Here is a 17,961-nt window from a genome sequence, read left to right on the forward strand (position 1 = left end):
CCTCGATGCAATCGATTGCATTATCCTAGCAGGGCCTCCTCCAAGAGCTGTTGTGCGCTGCACAGCGGAACCATGAACTGACGCAATGGCCACGATCTACGACATCGCAAAGCACGTCGGTGTGTCTGCTGGCACGGTGTCGCGCGCGCTTTCCCGGCCGGAAAAAGTCCTGCCGGCGACGCGTACCCGCATCGAGCAGGCCGCCGCCGCGCTGGGCTATGTCCCCAACACAGTAGCCCGCACGCTGAAGACGCAGCGCAGCGGCAAGATCCTGGTCACCGTGCCGGACATCGCCAATCCGTTCTTCGCCCAGATCCTGCAGGGTGCGGAGGACGCGGCGCAGGCCGCCGGCTACGCCGTGCTGCTGGGCGATACCCAGGATCAACCCGACCGCGAAGAGCGCTATGCGCAGATGCTCCGGCGCAACGAGGCTGACGGGCTGATCGTGCTGGGGCATCGCCTTCCGCCGACAGCGCAGGCGATCGTCCAGCAGTTGGGCGCCGCCGCGCCGGTGGTCAATGGATGCGAGTTCGACCCTGCGTTGGGCATCCCCAGCGTGCACATCGACAACGTGGCCGCTGCGCGCGCCGTGATGGAACACCTGTACGGGCTGGGACACGAGCACATCGCCGTGGTCGGCGGGCCGCCCGACAATCCGCTGCACCGGCAGCGGCTGGAGGGGGTGGAGGCGGCCGGCAGGGCACGCGGACGCCTGCGCAGCCTGAGCAGGGTGCCGGGCGATTTTTCAGTGGAGTCCGGCCATGCCGCAGCGATGGCGCTGTTGGCCCGAGCTTCGGTGCCGACCGCGATCTTCTGCTTCAGCGACCAGATGGCCCTCGGCGCCCTGGCGGCCTGCCGGGACAGGGGCATCCGTGTGCCGGAAGACGTGTCCATCGTCGGCTTCGACGACCTGGCGTCGTCGCGTTACCTCACGCCGGCGCTGACGACCATCAGGCAACCCATGCGGGAAATCGGTGTGCGCGCGGTCGGCCTGCTGCTTGCCATCATTGAGGGGGTGGAGGAGCCGCTCCAGCAGACGCTGGATTTCAGTCTGATGGTGCGCGGCTCAACGGGCACGCCAAAGAACGGCTGAGGAACGAGGCTGCAGCCTCCTCCTTGAAGCCCCATGTTGCAGTGCAACTTTTCAATTGTAGTATTATTTGTTTTTATCCTCAGCGCAGGGCCTACAAGCCCTCAACCCCAGCGCGAGGTGTATTTGTCCATGGTGGTGTTGAGCAACGTACATGGCCTGCAGGCAGAGATCGCGCAGCACGGCGCAGCGCTCGCGGCGATGCGCGTGCCCGACCGCGGTGGCCATCTGGCAGACGTGGTGCTGGGACATCGGGATGCGACCGCCCGCCGCGAGGGCAGGTCGTTCCTGGGCAGCAGCATAGGCCGGGTGGCGGGGCGCATCAGCGGCGCTTGCTTCGATCTGGACGGCCAGCAGCACACGCTGGCGTCGGTGGATGGCTGCACGTGCCTTCACGGCGGGCCGGCAGGATTCGATACGCGGCCGTGGCAATGGCTGGACGTGCAGAATGACCGTGCCCGCCTTCAGCTGATCAGCCCCGATGGTGACCAAGGCTTTCCCGGTGAACTGCGGATCACCGTCGAATACACGTTGGATGACACTGACGCATTGCACGTGGAGTACACCGCGACCTGCGACCGTGCGACGGCGGTCAGCCTCACCCATCACCCGTTCTGGAACCTCGCCGGCGAAGGGGCGGGCACCGTGGACGCTCATCGGCTCACGCTGCCGGCGTCGTCGTTCCTGGAGTTGCGGCCTGATCTGACGCCTACCGGCAGACGCATGGACGTCACTGGCAGCGCGTTCGATTTCCGCGACGAACGCGCGCTCGGTGACGGGCTGTCCGACCGCGACGACGCGCAGTTGCAGCGGGCCGCGGGCTTCGATCATTACTGGATTCTGGACACGCAGGTGCCGGGCGCCCTGCGCTTGGCCGCGCGTCTGCATGAACCGTCTTCCGGCCGCGTGCTGCACGTCTGGAGCGATCAACCCGGCCTGCAGGTGTACACCGGCAACTTCCTTGATGGCAGTCTGCAGGGACGCTCCGGCCGTCCGTACCGCGCACGCGGTGCGATCTGCCTGGAGCCACAGAGCTTCCCCGATGCGATGAACCATCCGGCGTTTCCTTCCATCGTGCTGCGCCCCGGTGAGGTCTACCGTAATCGCATCGTCTACCGCTTCAGCAAGGACACGCAATGAACGCACCACCTGAACCAACGGGGCGGCTGCACGGCAAGGTGGCCATCGTCACCGGTGCCGCCAATGGGATCGGCCACGCCATCGCCACGCTGTTCCATGCGCACGGCGCGCTGGTGGCCGGCTATGACCTGGGCGCGCCGCCGCAGGGCGACCCCGCGTTCGCGCTGTTCCAGCAAGGTGATGTCACCGATGCCGACGCGGTCAGTGCGTTCGTCGAACACGTGGCGCAGGCCCTGGGTCGCGTCGACGTGCTGGTCAGCAATGCCGGCATGGATGTCTTCTCGCCGCCGCTGGAACTGTCCGCGCAGATCTGGCAGCGCAACCTGGACGTGAACCTGGGTGGGCATTGGAACTTCGCCCGCGCGGTCGTGCCGCACATGCTGCAGCAGGGCGCGGGATCGGTGGTCAACATCGCGTCGGTGCATGGCCATCGCATCATCCAGGGGGCCTTCCCGTACAACGTGGCCAAGCATGCGTTGATCGGCATGACCAAGGCACTCGGCCTGGAGTACGCGGCCAAGGGCATCCGCTTCAATTCCATTTCGCCTGGCCTGATCCTGGTGGATCGCATCGAGCGCTGGTTCGACGCGCAGCCGGACCCGGCGCAGGCGCGGCAGGAACAGGAAGCACTACTGCCGCCCAAGCGCATCGGTGAACCGTCCGAAGTCGCGCAGACCGCGTTGTTCCTGGCCAGCGACGAAGCCCGTTTCATCAACGCGGCCGACATCCTGATCGATGGCGGCCGCAGCCAACTCTACTACTGAGCCCCCCATGAGCCTTCCTTCTCTTCCGCTTATTGCGATCCTGCGCGGCATCACGCCTGCGGAGATCCGCATGCATGTGCGCGCGTTGATCGATACAGGCATCGCGCAGATCGAAATCCCCACCAATTCGCCGGACTGGCTGCGCAGTGTGCAGCTGGCACTGGAAGAGGCGCGCGGCGACGCCGAGGTGGGCGCGGGTACCGTGCTGACGACCGCAGACGTGGATCGATTGGCCGCCACGGGTGCACAGCTGATGGTCACCCCGAATACGGACCCTGTGGTGATCGCGCATGCCCGTGCGCACGGGCTGGACGTGGCCGCCGGTTTCGCCACCGCCAGCGAAGCGTTCGCTGCGATCAACGCGGGGGCGCAGCGATTGAAGCTGTTTCCTGCAGCGCATTTCGGCCCCGGCTATGTGCGTGCGCTGAAGGCGGTGCTGCCACCTGAGGTGCCGCTCTATGCCGTCGGGGGCATCGGCCCGGACAATCTCGCGGCCTTCCTGCAGGCCGGATGTACGGGGGCGGGGCTGGGCGGCGAGCTGTATCGCCCCGGCCAGGATGCCGCCACCACGGCGCGCCATGCAGGCGCCTTCGTCGCCGCCCTGCGGAGTGCCACACCATGAAGATCACCCGCCTGACGACGTATCGCGTCGCGCCGCGCTGGATGTTCCTGAAGATCGAGACCGACGAAGGCGTGGTGGGCTGGGGCGAGCCGGTCATCGAGGGCCGCGCGCGTACGGTGGAGGCCGCGGTGCAGGAGCTCGGCGAGCACTTGATCGGCAAGGACCCGGCGCGCATCAACGACCACTGGCAGGTGCTGTACCGCGGCGGCTTCTACCGGGGCGGTGCGGTGTTCATGAGTGCACTGGCCGGCATCGACCAGGCCCTGTGGGACATCAAGGGCAAGACGCTTGGCGTGCCGGTGTACCAGCTGCTTGGCGGTCTGGTGCGCGACCGCATGAAGACCTATTGCTGGGTGGGCGGTGACCGCCCGGCCGACATCATCGCGCAGATCCGCGCACGCGTTGCACTGGGCTACGACACCTTCAAGCTCAATGCCTGCGAGGAGATGCCACTGCTGGCACCCAGCCGCACCATCGATGCCGCCGTGGCCAAAGTCGCCGAGATACGCGAAGCATTCGGTCAGACGATCGAGTTCGGCCTGGATTTCCATGGCCGCGTCGGCTGGCCGATGGCGAAGACGCTGATCCGTGAGCTCGAACCGTACCGGCCGTTGTTCATCGAAGAGCCGGTACTGGCGGAGCAGGCGGAGTACTACCCGCGCCTTGCCGAGCAGACGGCCATCCCGCTGGCGGCTGGGGAGCGCATGTTCTCGCGCACCGAGTTCAAGAGCGTCTTCGCTGCCGGTGGCCTGTCCATCGTGCAGCCGGATCTGTCGCATGCGGGCGGCATCACCGAGTGCATGAAGATCGCCGCCATGGCAGAGGCCCATGACGTGGCGCTGGCGCCGCATTGCCCCTTGGGTCCGGTTGCGCTGGCCGCGTGCCTGCACGTGGACTTCGCCAGCTGGAACGCCGTGCTGCAGGAACAGAGCATCGGCATCCATTACAACGCCGACGGCGAGCTGCTGGACTATGTAAAGAACAAGGACGCCTTCACCATGCACGAAGGCTCCATCCTGCCCTTTACCCAGCCGGGACTGGGCGTGGACATCGACGAAGACGTGGTGATCGAACGCGCGCGGACGGCGGGTGACTGGCGCAACCCGCTGTGGCGCCACGAAGACGGGAGTGTTGCCGAATGGTAAGCATGTCGATGCGGGCCCCGGATGCCGTGCTGGCGTTCGACAGCGGCTGCACGCTGGGAGAGAGCATCGTCTGGTGCGCGCGCGAGCGGGTGCTGTGGTGGACCGATATCAAAGGACGCCGGATCTGGCGGCAGGGGCCGGATGCGGCCGCCGGTACATGGTGGTCAACGCCTGGGCGGGTGGGTTGTCTGGCGCTGTGTGGGTCCGGACGCCTGTTGCTGGGCATGGAGGACGCGCTGTACCTGGCTGACCCGCGCGAGTGCGCCGCCGGCAGCGAACTGACGTGCGAGCGGATCTGCGACGTGCCGATGCCCGCAGCGGACATGCGCATCAACGATGGGCGCCTGGACCGCAGTGGCAACTTCGTGTTCGGGTGCATCAACGAGGGCGCGGAGCAGGCACGTACGGCGTACTTCCATCAGTACTCGCGCCGGCATGGCCTGCGCCAGCTGGCGCTGGATCCGGTGACGATCGCCAACGGCATCGGCTTCACGCCCGATGGCAACGGCATGTACTACTGCGATTCGCTGCAGGGACGGATCATGCAGGTGCGCTACGACGCCGATACCGCCACCGTCGGTGCACCACAGCTCTTTGCCGTGGTCGACGGTGCCGAGCCGGACGGTGCAGCGGTTGACGCGCAGGGCCGGGTATGGGGTGCGCAGTGGGGGGCAGGGCAGGTGGTGTGTTACTCCGCTGCCGGCGCCGTAGCGCACACGGTATACGTGCCCGCCAGGCAGCCGACCTGCGTGGCTTTCGCCGGTGATGCGCTGGACACTTTGTTCATCACCTCGGCACGCGATGGATTGGACGCTGCGCAACTGGAAGCGGAGCCCGGCAGTGGCGGCGTATTCGCCAGCCGCCTGCAGGGCGTGCTCGGTCTGCCCGATACCCGGTTCGCGGACGCATGATCGCCGTTGACTGGGGCAGCAGCAGCCTGCGTGCCTTTCGCGTGGAAAGCGATGGCCGCGTGCGTGAAACGCGCCGGACCGATCAGGGCCTGCTGCACGTGGGTGGCCGCTTCGCTGACGTGCTGGGGCAGTTGATCGACGGCTGGGACGACGCTCTGGTGGTGCTCGCCGGCATGGTCGGCAGCCGGCAGGGCTGGCAGGAAGTGCCCTACGTGCAGGCCCCCGCGAGTCTGCAGGACATCGCTGCCGGCATGCGGCTACTTGACGGCGACGCCATGTCGGGTCGCGCGCTGTGGCTGGTGCCGGGTGTGAGCTGTTTCGATGCGCATCAGGTGCCTGATGTGATGCGTGGCGAAGAGACCCAGCTGTGCGGCCTGCTGCCGACGCTCGGCGCGGGCTCGCATCACGTGCTTCTGCCCGGTACGCACAGCAAGCACGTGCGGATAGTGGACGGCCGTATCGAAGGCTTCAGTACCTTCATGACCGGCGAGGTGTTTGCCGTGCTGCGCCAACACAGTCTGCTGGGTCGGATGATGGTCGATGCGCCGCATGATGACGCTGCATTCGCTGACGGGATGTCCATGGCGTCGCGTTGCAATGCGCTGCTGCATCACCTGTTCAGTGTGCGAACGCGCGCACTGTTCGATCAGCTCGCACCCGAGCAGCTGACCAGTTATCTGTCCGGCCTGCTGATCGGGCATGAAGTGCAGTCGCTGCCCGCTTCGGGCGACACGGTGCAGGTGATCGCATCCGACGACCTGGCTGCGCGCTATCTGACGGCGCTGAAGCTGCGCGGCATGCAGGCGGCACTCCACGGTGAAGAAAGCGCAGCGCGGGGCATGCACCTGCTCGCGCATGCACGTGGCCTGCCGGTATAGCGCTGGCGCACCTTCGGTTCGTTTCATCTCCCACCGCCCGGTGATCCGCCGGCACCCGCAACAAGGAAGCAGGACATGCAACTTTCGGTGCTTGATACCACCATCGTACTGATCTACCTCGCCGGTGTTTTCGTGCTGGCGCAGTGGGTATCCCGTGAGAAAGCGGGCCACGTGAAGGACGCCAAGGATTACTTCCTGGCCAGCCGCTCGCTGCCGTGGTGGGCGGTCGGTGCGTCCTTGATCGCGGCCAACATTTCCGCCGAACAGATCATCGGCATGTCCGGCTCCGGTTATGCCATCGGCCTGGCCATCGCCTCGTACGAATGGATGGCGGCGCTGACCCTGCTGATCGTGGGTAAATGGTTCCTGCCGGTGTTCCTGCGCAACGGCATCTACACCATGCCGCAGTTCCTCGAACAACGTTACGGCAGCCGCATCCGTACGCTGATGGCGGTGTTCTGGCTGGGCCTGTATGTGTTCGTCAACGTCACCTCCATCCTGTGGCTGGGCGCGATCGCGGTCAGCCAGGTCACCGGCATGGACCAGATGCTGGCGGTGGTGCTGATTGGTGTGTTCGCCTTGCTGTACCAACTGTACGGTGGCCTGAAGGCGGTCGCCCTGACCGACATCGTGCAGGTGTCGCTGCTGGTGCTGGGCGGTCTGCTGGTGACCGGGCTGACACTCAACCAGCTGGGCGAAGGGGCGGGCATCGTCGCGGGCATCACCCGCCTGTGGCAGGCGCATCCGGGTCATTTCGAGATGATCCTGAGCAAGGACAACCCGTTCTACAAAGACCTGCCGGGCATCAGCGTGTTGATCGGCGGGTTGTGGATCATGAATCTCAGCTACTGGGGGTTCAACCAGTACATCATCCAGCGCGCGCTGGCAGCCAAGAACATCGGCGAAGCGCAGAAGGGCGTGCTGTTTGCTGCGTTCCTGAAGCTGCTGATGCCGCTGATCGTAGTGGTGCCGGGCATCGCTGCGGTGATGCTGGCGCCGGGGCTGGAGACGCCCGACCAGGCCTATCCGACCATGATGCGCCTGCTGCCGACGGGCATCCTCGGGCTGGTCTTCGCCGCGCTGGTCGCTGCGATCGTGGCGTCGCTGGCGTCGAAGATCAATTCGGTGGCCACCATCTTCACGTTGGACTTCTACGCCAAGGGCAAGCGCCAGCACGACGAGACGCAGTTGGTGCGGGTGGGACGCATCGCCGCAGCGGTCACCGTGGTGTTGGGCATCCTGGCCGCCAAGCCGCTGCTCGGCAGCTTCGACCAGGCCTTCCAGTACATCCAGGAATACACCGGCTTCTTCACCCCGGGCATCGTGGTGATCTTCCTGTTGGGCCTGTTCTGGAAGCGCGCCAACGAGGCCGGCGCACTTGCCGCTGCCATCGGCTCGTTCGTCCTGTCGGTCGTGCTGAAGCTGGCCTGGCCTGCACTGCCTTTCATCGACCGGGTCGGCCTGGTGTTCCTGCTGGCGCTTGCGCTCGCGGTGGGCGTTTCGCTGGCCACGCCTGCCGCACCGGCCAAGGACGTGGTCCGCACCGATGATGTGGTCTACGCCACGAGTTCGTCCTTCAACGTGGGTGCCATCGCGGTCGTTGCGATCCTGGTGGCCCTGTACGCCCTGTTCTGGTGAGGAGAGAGCCATGATCACGAAGACCCTGCTGGCCGCTGCATTGACCTTTGTCCCCCTGTTCTGCGCGGCGGCCGAGGCGCGCGAGGAACTGCAACCGACCGGCCGCTTCAGCGTATATGGCCACGGTGCCGCGGCCACGCCCCCGATGGGCTGGAACCCATGGAATGCATTCCGAACGGAAGTCACCCAGGACAAGATCCTGTCCGTCGCCGAGACCATCAAGCGCAACGGCATGCAGAAGGCGGGCTACCGCTACGTCAATATCGATGACGGCTGGTGGTTGCAGCGGCGCGAAGATGGCGGCATCCAGATCCGCACCACGATGTTCCCGATGGCGGCCAGCAAAAGCGGACCGCCCAGCCTGAAGCCGTGGACGGACCACCTGCATGCCATGGGGTTCAAGGCGGGGCTGTACACCGACGTGGGCCGCAACGTCTGTTCGCAGGCACACGATGCGCACAGCCCGAACCTGCCGGTGGGGACCACCGCGCAGCGCGAGATCGGCTTGGAAGGGTTCGAGGCGAGCGACCTGGCCACCATGTTTGGCGAATGGGGGTTCGATTACATCAAGGTCGATGCCTGCGGACTGGCTGACTATGGCCAGGGCAGCATGGCGCAGGCCAGTGGGCTGTACCGCGAGGCCCGCCCGCTGATCGTGCGTCGCGATGCGCAGCAGAGTGATGCCGACAAGGTGGAAACGATGTATGCGCGCGTCGGACGCCTGCTGGCCGAGGCCAATCCGGACAACGACTTTGTCTTCTCCATCTGCCCGTGGGGCGAAGCCAACGTGGGCACGTGGGGGGGGCGGCATGGCAATCTGTGGCGCACCAGCCCGGACATCGAGCCGACCTGGGAAAGCATGCTGCACAACTTCGACACGGCATCGCGTCGCGAGCTTTATGCCGGCCCCGGCCGCTGGAATGATCCGGACATGCTCGCGGTGGGATTGGGCGAGTTCGCTGCCGAGCACATGACCGAGGCGCGGACGCATTTTTCGATGTGGACGATCCTCGCCGCGCCGCTGCTGGTAGGGTTCGACCTCAACCATGCCACGCCCGCGCAGATTGCCCTGCTGTCCAACCCGGAGGTGATCGCGGTGAACCAGGATGCGGCCGGCAACCAGGGCCGTATCGTGGCGACGGACGGGGCCGTGCAGGTGCTGGTGAAGCCCTTGGCAGCGCGCGGCGATCGGGCCGTGCTGCTGGTCAACCGGGGCGAAAAAGAAGTCCGCGCCGGCGTGACTGCGGCGCAGATGCTGCTCAACCCGGACAGTCCGCTGCGCGCACGTGACCTGTGGCAGCAGCAGGAGATACCGGCGGCCGACGGCCGGCTCGGGTTCACCCTGCCACCGCACGGGTCGGTGCTGCTCAAGGTCAGCGGCACGCCGGCCACGGGCAACGACATCAGCCTGGGCGAGATCACCGGACGCATCCACGTCGCCGTGGACGGGCTGGACGGCTACAGCGCCAAGCCGGCCGAGGTGTCTGGTACGCCGCGGGTCGACGTGACGCCGGCGGGACAGCCGCTGCGTATCGGCGGCCAGGTGCAGGCACGTGGTATCGGCATCCATGCCAACTCGCGGCTGGAAGTGCGTACCGCGCGGGAGTACGCGCGTTTCAGCGCGCTGGTGGGCCTGGATGACAGCTCCGCAGCCGGGAAGGGCAAGGTCGTGTTCCATGTATACGGCGACGGCAAGCCGCTGTTCACCAGCGCACCGCTGGGGCGTGGCGACGCGCCGGCCCGCATCGAGGTCGACACCACCGGCGTGCAGGTGCTGGAACTGGTGGCGGATGCAGGAAGAAGCGTGCAGGGCACCACCCCGGTTGTGGTCTGGGCAGATGGCCGGCTGCGCTGAAGGCAGCGCTGCGCCGGGTAGCGCTGAGCGATGCTCGGCGGCTTTCCGCGCAGACGGCAACAGCATCCGCCGCGCACGTCCCGGCGCTACACTGACTACATGGAAATCCCGATGTTTCCCGCACAGGACCGGACATGATGGCGACGTCGAGCCGTAGCCTGCACGGGCAGATCGTGCACGAACTGGGCAAGCTGATCATCGCCGGCACCTACAAGCCCGGCGAGGTGCTGCCACGCGAGGAGCTGCTTGCAGAGCAGCTGCAGGTCAGCCGCACCGCGCTGCGTGAGTCGCTGCGCGTGCTGGGCTCCAAGGGGTTGATCGAAACAAAGCAGAAGATCGGCACCCGGGTCCGCGATGCCACCCACTGGAACCTGCTGGACCCGGACGTGCTGGCCTGGCACGGCGCGGCACTGCCGGACCTGGAGTTTGTCGAACAACTGGCAGAGATGCGCGAACTGATCGAGCCTGCCGCTGCCGCGCTGGCCGCCCAGCGCCGCACGACCGCGCAGCTCGAGCGTATCCAGCAGGCCTATGCGTCGATGGCAGCGGCCGTTGACATGGAGGCGTGGGCGGCAGCAGATCTCCGGTTCCACCATGCCGTGCTGGATGCCACCGCCAATGCGTTGCTGCGCCCGTTGTTCAGCGTGATTGAAACCGCACTCGGGAGTTACCTCCTGCTGTCTGCGCAGAAGGCCGACGCGGACTTCAAGTACTCGTTGCCCCGGCACGCACGTGTGCTGCAGGCCATTGCCGACCAGCAGCCGGAAGACGCCCGGCAGGCCATGCTGGAAATGATCGCCGATTCGCGCCGCAACCTGCGCGAGGGCGCGAGGCCTACGCCATGAGTGCCATGCCTTCACCCGTCTTGCTGAACAGCATCCACACCGGACGCGCGCTGCCGTACACGCGACCGGGCAGCCTTAGCGCGATTGCCAAGTCGTTGGTCGATCATCCCGTGCGCATCCACGCAGAGGGCATTGAAGGCGATGAGCAGGGTGACCTGCGCGTACACGGTGGGCCGGACAAGGCCATCCATCACTATCCGTTCGATCATTACGCGTTCTGGCGCGCGGACCACCCGCATCCACTGTTGGGCGCCTCTGGTGCCTTCGGCGAGAACTTCTCCAGCAGCGGGTGGACCGAAGCGCACATCCATATCGCCGATGTGATCCGGGTTGGAACGGCCACACTGCAGGTGTCGCAGGGTCGCCAGCCATGCTGGAAACTCAACGACCGATTCGGGTATGCGGACATGGCACGGACAATGCAGTCGAGCGGGCGCACCGGCTGGTATTACCGCGTGCTGGAAGGCGGTACGGTGTCGCCAGGCGACACGCTGACCGTTGTGGAACGACCGTGCGCTGATTGGCCACTCAGCCGACTGGTGACGGTCTTGTTCGATCGCACGCTGGAGCGTGAGCTGTTGGAAGAAGCCAGCCAACTGCCGCTGACCGCATCGTGGAAGAAGCTGTTGTTGAACCGACTGCAGCGCAACGAAGTGGAATCCTGGCAATCCCGGCTGCAGGGCCCCGCCGACGCATGACGGCGACCCGCCACGCGCGTCGCCGCCCGGTAGAGCCGACCGGTAGAGCCGCCTGGTAGAGCCGACTTCAGTCGGCTGCCGTTCGCGAAGAAGCCAGCCGCCTGGTAGAGCCGACTTCAGTCGGCTGCCGTTCGCGAAGAAGCCAGCCCACCGGTAGAGCCGACTTCAGTCGGCTGCCGTACGCGAAGAAGCCAGCCGACTGAAGTCGGCTCTACCAACCCGCACGAACCAACGCCCGCGAGCGGCACGAGTCTTCCGCCGAGCGTGGCTCGGCGCTACCGTTGCGCGGGGTCGAACAGGGCATTCAGCGTGGTGCCGGGCGTGGCGCCTTCCAGGCCGGCGAAACTGCCTTCGTCCTGCAGCAGCTGCGTGGCGCGCATGACGCCGCCCCACGCGGCACGCGCAAGCGCGCCGCCGAGGCTGACGCGGCGCACCCCCATCGCGGCGATGTCCTGCAACGAGAAAGCGCTTGGGCCCCCGACCAGCAGGTTCACCGGCTTCGGCGCGACGGCCGCGACCACGGCTTCGATGTGTGCGCGCTGGGTGATGCCCGGTGCATACAGGCAGTCGGCGCCGGCCGCTGCATAGGCGCGCAGACGCCGGATCGCGTCCTCGATATCAGGTCGCCCCACGAAGAAATTCTCGGCGCGTCCGGTCAGCATCACCACCGCGCCGGAACGGTCGATCGCTGCGCGTGCGGCACGCAGGCGTGCCACGGCTTCATCCAGCGGGCGTAGCGGCTGACCGGGTTCGCCACTGGCATCTTCGATGGACAATCCGGCCACCCCTGTGTCGATGGCATGCCCGATCGCCGCTTCCACATTGACCGGATCCGCCCCGAAACCATCACCAAAATCAGCAGTGAGTGGCAGTGAGGTGGCTGCGACCAGCTCGCGCAGATGTGCCAGCACCTCATCCAGCGTCTCTCCGCCATCAGGCAGGCCGCGGCTCCAGGCCCGCCCGGAACTGGTTGAAGCCAGTGCCGCGAAGCCTGCGTGCTGCAGGTAGCGCGCACTGCCGATGTCCCACGGGTTCGGCAGCACGAAACAGCCGGACGCGTGCAACGCCCGGAACTGCTGCCGGCGGTTGGTTACGTCGGGTGTCGGCATGGAAGGTTTCTCCTGCGAGGGCAGTAACGATGCGTCAGGTGCGCGGATCCAGATAATCCAGCGCTTCGGCCACGGGCGTGTCGCCTGCGGTCAGCTCGATGATCACCCGCTGGATGGCGGGGCGTTCCACCAGCGCCACCAGCGTGGCGGCCACATCCTCACGCGAAATATCGCCATACCCGATCGCCGGGCCGGCGGACACATTACCGGTGCCGGCCGCATCGGTCAGCGTGCCGGGACGCAGGATCACCCATTCCAGACAGGACGCGGCCAGATATACATCGGCCTGTTTTTTGACCTGCATGTAGACCTCGAACGTGTCGGACACGTCCGTGCCACGCCCGGCTTCTGGAAATGCGGACACCAGCAGGATGCGCTGCACGCCAGCCCGTCGCGCGGCATCCACGGCGGTTTCGAGTCCGCGACCATCGATGGCACGCGTGGTGTCCACGCCGCCCTTTCCGCCGGCGCCGGCCGTAAATACAAGCACATCGCTGCCAGCCAAGAGCGCGGCCAGCGATGTGCCATCCAACGCCTGCAGATCACCCGCCACGGGCGTCGCACCGTCCTGTTGCAGCGCAGCGGCCTGCTCGGGCCGGCGATGCAGCGCACGGACCCGGTGCCCACGGGCGGTCAGCTGGCTGACCAGATGGCGGCCGACCTTGCCGGCCGCACCAATGACGAAGACAGTGCTCATCGGAGAGCTCCAGGGAAGAGGGGGAAACCAGCATGCGTGATGCTGCGTTGCGACCGCGTGCGCGTCGCTGGGGGGCTGGACGCTACCGCGGCCAGGTGAAATCGGTCACGATGGTGGGTTACGCCCTTTCTGCTCCCCCCGGATTTTTCCTGTGCTGAGTGTCATTGCTTCCGTTCTCGCGCTGTACATCGTGCTCCGCCTGGTCTGGCCGTTGCGCCTTCCGCTGGCCGTGCGCGTGCTGCTGTCTCTGCTGGTGTTCGCGATGGCGCTGCACCATCGCATCGTGGCCCAGTTCGCCGGCACCATGGCGTCGCCTGAGCTGCCGAAGATGGTCATCGCCGTGCTGGCGACCGGATTCACGTCGTTGCTCCTCGGCGCCCTGTTCCTGCTGCTGATCGATGCGGCGTTGCTGATCGCACGTCTGCTGAAGTCAGCGAGGTCAATCGCCGCATTGCGTGCGCCTTGGCTGCGTCCTGTCGCGGGCCTGACAGCGCTGGCACTGGGCATTTTCGGCGTAAGCCAAGGCATGGCGGTACCCAAGCCGCGCAGCATCGACGTCGAGATCGCCGGACTGCCCGCTGCGTTTGACGGCTATCGTGTGTTGCAACTGACCGACATCCATGCCAGCCGCCTGCTCACCGGTGACTGGGTGCGCAAGGTCGTAACCGAAAGCAACGCGCAGCACCCGGACCTGATCGTCATCACCGGCGATCTGATCGATGGCACGGTCGCAGCCCGTGCCGATGACTTCGCACCGCTCGGTGACCTGCGCGCGCCGGATGGCGTCATCGCGATTACCGGCAACCACGAGTACTACGCGCAGTACGCCGACTGGATGAAGGCATTCCGCGGCCTGGGCATGCAGGTGCTTGAAAATACCCATACCGAGGTCCGCCGCGACGGTGCGGTGCTGACCATCGCCGGGGTCACCGATCCGGTGGCCGCGCGCTATGGCCTGCCACTGCCGGATCTCGACGCCGCGCTGGCAGGCAGCAACCCGCAGGCCCCGGTGATCCTGCTGGACCACCGCCCGCGCGAAGCCGTAGCGAATGCCGCCCGCGGGGTGAAGCTGCAGCTGTCCGGGCATACCCACGGGGGTCATATCATCGGCATGGATCAGCTGGTGAAGCGCGCCAACGGTGGCTTCGTGTCCGGTCGTTATGCAGTGGGTGACATGACGCTTTATGTCAGCAACGGCGCGGGGCTGTGGCCGGGCTTCGCGGCCCGCATCGGGGTGCCGTCGGAGATCACGCTGATCACCTTGCGGGCGCCCACCGCCACACCGTAGCCAACGATGTGCGTTACCGGGGTAGCGCCCTTTCGCCAGGGGAAAGGGTCCTTGCCCTTGCGCTGATGCAGAAATTCATGAATCCCAGATGGCCCCGTACGCGGGCAGTCCGCGGGCTTCGCAGCCGTCGACCACCGCATCGGTCAACGCACGGTTGGCGATGCAGATGACCGCTTCTGCGTTCATTTGCTGCGCGGTCTGCCACGCCAGCCGCAGCAGTTCCGGCTTGCCGGCTGTGTGGGTGTCCCAGATCAACGCGTCCGGTTGAGCTGCCAGGATCTCGTCCACCAGTGCATCGCCGTAGGTGACGCGGGGAGAACGTACGGACCAGATCAGGCGCATGCGCACTTTCCGGGCGAGAAGATGCGGCAGCACGGGCCCAATCCCACTGCCGGTCGCGACGTACAGTACCGAGTGGAACAACACTTCGATATACGCCACGCCCGCTGTAGTGAAGCCGCGCATCCAGAGATGGCGCGGCGGGTCATCGATGACCCCCCCCGTCCAGTCGCCGGCGCGCGAAATGATCATGCGGGACCGGTGCTGCCCGGGCGCTGGAATGTTGGCGAAGGAATGCCACTGCCCGAGCGGCGAGCGGCTGATGGCATTGGCTGATCCAGTGAAGGGCGGTGGGCGCATCGAGACCGTAAGAATAGCTGCGTGTGCGGAACAGACATCCACTTGGACCGGCACCCGGCGCAGGCGCAACCACGGCAGCGCGACGCTGACCGTCACCAGCCCCAGCATCACGAACATGGGGGCTGCACGCATCTGCAGCGCCAGCGCCCAGGAGAGTAACAGCGTGGTCCAGCCCGCATAGCGGTGCACCTTTTCGAACACATCGTGATGCCGTCGGCGGACGACGGGCAGGGCGGTCGCCAGCATGGCCAGCAGCACGGCCAGCAAGGTGAACACCGTCCAGGACAGTGCGGCACCGCGCACGGGGCCGCCACTGCCCCGTGAAATCCCAATGGCGGCAAACACCATCATCCACGCTACCCCAGCGGATGCGCCGCCCGAGTGCAGTCCTCCGAAGTGGTACACCTTGGCCAAGTGGCGGCGGATGCCCAGGGGCCATGCCACCGGCACACAGCAGGCCAGCCGGAACAGGGCGTTTATCACCAGGCTCTGGCGTATGAGGATGGCCATGCTGAGGTTGCCCAGTGCCAGCCCGGCCACGGTCTCGGGCGCATTGGTCAGCGATGCCCAGCCTGCAGGTTGCATCAGGTAAGCGGCCACACAGGTATTGGCAGAAATCACCATCATGAAAAGCAGCATGTAGTGGCTGATGGACCCCCGCGTGCGCGACGACGTTGCAGCCCCAGTGGGCGGCCTGCTTGGCGTGTGGCTGCCGAGCAGGTGCATCAGCCTGCGTTTGTCTACCTTGCCGCGGCTGGTGAGTGGTAGCGCGTCCAGGGCGAGCATGTGTTCGGGCACGGCGTAGTAGGGGAGCTGACGGCGGGCGTGTTCCCGCGCGTGATGCACGTCCGCAGTGGCCGGTGTCACTACGCAGGCCAGTGTCCGGGTATCGAGCTGCAATGTGACCGCTTGGCGCACACCGGCGGCGCCCTCGACGATGCGCGACACGGCATCCAGCTCTACCCTGAACCCACGCACCTTCACTTGGTCATCGGTGCGTCCAAGGTGTTCCAGCTCCCCATGCTCATTCCAACGACCCAAGTCCCGGGTGCGGAACATCTGCCAGCCGTTGCCAAGGAACGGGTCGTCCCGATATCGTTCGGCGGTCAGCGCCGGGTTGCTTAGGTAACCGGCGGTGACGCCCACTCCGCCTGCCCACATCTCACCGACCTGGCCAACGGCGCACGGCTGTTGGTGCGCATCCAGCACGTAGACCGCGTTGTTCGGCGTAGGTGCGCCGATGCTGAGCGGCCGCCCCCCGGCCTCGTGGCGGTGCAGTGTGTTGACGATGGTGGTCTCTGTCGGTCCGCAGCCGTTATGGAACGCACAGCGCTCGGACCAGTGAAGGGCAAGCGCCTCGGGGCACGGTTCGCCGGCAACGGCCACGGTCCGTACCCGCCTGCACCGGTCACGTTGCAGGCGCGACAGAATCGACGGGGTGGCGATGATGACGTCCGCTTCGGCAGCAGCGGCCTGCATGTCCTCGCCGCGAATGATCAGCGTTGCGCCTTGGCAGAGCGTTCCCAGTATTTCCCATGCCGACAGGTCGAAGGCAATGTTGAGCAGCTGACTAACCTGCATGCCGGGCCGGATGCCGAGGTTCCCTGGGGGGGTGAGCAGCACGTTGCAGAGGTTGCGATGCGTGACCGGAACACCGTTGGGCATTCCGGTCGTGCCCGATGTGTAAAGGATGAATGCCGTGCCATCGCTTACAACCGGTGGCGGTCTCCAGTCGGAGGGAGCGGTGTCGCCGATGCTTTCCTCGATGACCAGCACTTCACGCGCCTGCAGACGCGACGCTGCAGCGCGATCCGCCGCGAGGCACAGCAGGGCGCGGCATCCGGCCGCCTCAAGCATCTGCGACAGCAGCGCCGGTGGGGCGATGCGGATATCCTGCGGAACGTAGGCAGCGCCAATCTTGAGTGATGCGATGATGGCCACCAGCATCGGGATGGACCGTGTGACGAACAGGCCAACCGTATCGCCGCTGCCTATGCCTGAACGCTGCAGACGATGAGCGAGCGCATCGGCTGCACGTTCCAGCGCTGCGTAGGTGATCGATTCATCGCCATGGATGGCTGCCACCGCATCGGGTTGGCACTTCGCCCAATCGGCAAATGCGGCGTGCACCAGAGTATGCACCGAGGCAACGGCGGGGCCGCAGCTGAGTACGCGTATTGCAATGTGCGGGTGCACGAGGATCGATGCCGGCGGCCACGTGCTGCGGTTATCGGGACAAGAAGGCGCCATGCCGATTCTCTTCGAGACGAGCCGTCAGGTGGCCCGGTGTCGGCAGTCTAGGGAGGTGGCCGCACGGCGAAACGTGACCTGCTGAGTGAAACAGCTGGAGCTCCATTGGCGTCGAAATGGGCAATATGACGGCGGCTAAGGCCTACTCAATTGTGTGCTCGAAGAAGACAGCTGCGGCCGTATGGAACCCCCCGCAGGCGACGCGTGAAATGCAATGCCGCGCTGCCCCTCGTGGCGTGGACGGCTCCAGGTTGAACATCGACAGGTGTGGTGCGACAGACGCGCCGATCCGGCGAGCGGAATCGTGTTTCGCTCTTCACCCGCCCTGCGTTACGGTGCGCGCATTCTTGGAGGAGGACTGTCGATGCAGCACGTGGCCGGTGACCTATGAA

Annotated in this window: 15 protein-coding genes; 12 read left to right on the forward strand and 3 right to left on the reverse strand. The window is 66.1% G+C overall.

The features are described from left to right. Window positions 1-85 precede the first annotated feature (85 nt). The 11 genes from ABRP17_RS13525 to ABRP17_RS13575 all read left to right on the forward strand — a co-directional run bounded on the left by ABRP17_RS13525 (window position 86) and on the right by ABRP17_RS13575 (window position 11,586). On the forward strand, window positions 86-1,093 hold the full coding sequence (locus ABRP17_RS13525) for a LacI family DNA-binding transcriptional regulator (RefSeq protein ID WP_349984599.1): 1,008 nt from the start codon (window positions 86-88) through the stop codon (window positions 1,091-1,093). Window positions 1,094-1,222: 129 nt separating this feature from the next. Then, window positions 1,223-2,230: an aldose epimerase family protein gene (locus ABRP17_RS13530; RefSeq protein WP_349984598.1), complete on the forward strand. Its 1,008-nt coding sequence runs from the start codon at window positions 1,223-1,225 to the stop codon at window positions 2,228-2,230. Continuing rightward, complete coding sequence (locus ABRP17_RS13535; protein ID WP_349984597.1) at window positions 2,227-2,994, forward strand: SDR family oxidoreductase; 768 nt, start codon at window positions 2,227-2,229, stop codon at window positions 2,992-2,994. The genes ABRP17_RS13530 and ABRP17_RS13535 overlap by 4 nt, the downstream gene beginning before the upstream one ends. After that, the gene (locus ABRP17_RS13540; protein ID WP_349984595.1) at window positions 2,966-3,616 is read left to right on the forward strand and encodes a 2-dehydro-3-deoxy-6-phosphogalactonate aldolase; all 651 of its coding nucleotides are present in this window, start codon (window positions 2,966-2,968) and stop codon (window positions 3,614-3,616) included. Before ABRP17_RS13535 ends, ABRP17_RS13540 begins: the two co-directional genes overlap by 29 nt. Next, window positions 3,613-4,761 carry a galactonate dehydratase gene (gene dgoD / locus ABRP17_RS13545; RefSeq protein ID WP_188326465.1) on the forward strand — a complete coding sequence of 383 codons (1,149 nt, stop codon included), beginning with the start codon at window positions 3,613-3,615 and terminating at the stop codon, window positions 4,759-4,761. Before ABRP17_RS13540 ends, dgoD begins: the two co-directional genes overlap by 4 nt. A 2-nt stretch (window positions 4,762-4,763) precedes the next feature. Further along, entirely contained in the window at window positions 4,764-5,672 is a 909-nt protein-coding gene (locus ABRP17_RS13550; protein ID WP_349984594.1) for an SMP-30/gluconolactonase/LRE family protein, read from the forward strand. Continuing rightward, window positions 5,669-6,550: a 2-dehydro-3-deoxygalactonokinase gene (locus ABRP17_RS13555; RefSeq protein WP_349984593.1), complete on the forward strand. Its 882-nt coding sequence runs from the start codon at window positions 5,669-5,671 to the stop codon at window positions 6,548-6,550. Before ABRP17_RS13550 ends, ABRP17_RS13555 begins: the two co-directional genes overlap by 4 nt. A gap of 75 nt (window positions 6,551-6,625) precedes the next feature. Next, window positions 6,626-8,188, forward strand: coding sequence for a sodium/sugar symporter (locus tag ABRP17_RS13560; RefSeq protein WP_349984592.1), 1,563 nt, complete (start codon window positions 6,626-6,628; stop codon window positions 8,186-8,188). 10 nt (window positions 8,189-8,198) lie between these two features. Then, window positions 8,199-10,043, forward strand: a complete 1,845-nt coding sequence (locus tag ABRP17_RS13565) for an NPCBM/NEW2 domain-containing protein (protein ID WP_349984590.1) — start codon at window positions 8,199-8,201, stop codon at window positions 10,041-10,043. 134 nt (window positions 10,044-10,177) lie between these two features. Further along, window positions 10,178-10,888 carry a FadR/GntR family transcriptional regulator gene (locus ABRP17_RS13570; protein ID WP_349984589.1) on the forward strand — a complete coding sequence of 237 codons (711 nt, stop codon included), beginning with the start codon at window positions 10,178-10,180 and terminating at the stop codon, window positions 10,886-10,888. Then, window positions 10,885-11,586: an MOSC domain-containing protein gene (locus ABRP17_RS13575; protein WP_372486789.1), complete on the forward strand. Its 702-nt coding sequence runs from the start codon at window positions 10,885-10,887 to the stop codon at window positions 11,584-11,586. The genes ABRP17_RS13570 and ABRP17_RS13575 overlap by 4 nt, the downstream gene beginning before the upstream one ends. A gap of 275 nt (window positions 11,587-11,861) precedes the next feature. Here ABRP17_RS13575 and ABRP17_RS13580 read toward each other — a convergent pair whose 3' ends face one another. Then, a complete protein-coding gene (locus ABRP17_RS13580) occupies window positions 11,862-12,695 on the reverse strand; it encodes an isocitrate lyase/phosphoenolpyruvate mutase family protein (RefSeq protein ID WP_349984586.1) in 834 nt (277 codons plus the stop codon). 34 nt (window positions 12,696-12,729) lie between these two features. Beyond that, entirely contained in the window at window positions 12,730-13,392 is a 663-nt protein-coding gene (locus ABRP17_RS13585) for an SDR family oxidoreductase (RefSeq protein WP_349984585.1), read from the reverse strand. A 142-nt stretch (window positions 13,393-13,534) separates the two neighbouring features. Between ABRP17_RS13585 and ABRP17_RS13590 the strand changes: the two genes are divergently transcribed. Beyond that, window positions 13,535-14,680 (forward strand): metallophosphoesterase, encoded by a 1,146-nt coding sequence (locus ABRP17_RS13590; protein ID WP_349984769.1) that lies wholly within the window; start codon window positions 13,535-13,537, stop codon window positions 14,678-14,680. Window positions 14,681-14,755: 75 nt separating this feature from the next. Here ABRP17_RS13590 and ABRP17_RS13595 read toward each other — a convergent pair whose 3' ends face one another. Beyond that, window positions 14,756-17,449 (reverse strand): amino acid adenylation domain-containing protein, encoded by a 2,694-nt coding sequence (locus ABRP17_RS13595; protein WP_349984584.1) that lies wholly within the window; start codon window positions 17,447-17,449, stop codon window positions 14,756-14,758. Window positions 17,450-17,961: the final 512 nt, after the last annotated feature.

The organism is Stenotrophomonas sp. WHRI 8082 (assembly GCF_040223995.2).
GTDB lineage: Bacteria > Pseudomonadota > Gammaproteobacteria > Xanthomonadales > Xanthomonadaceae > Stenotrophomonas.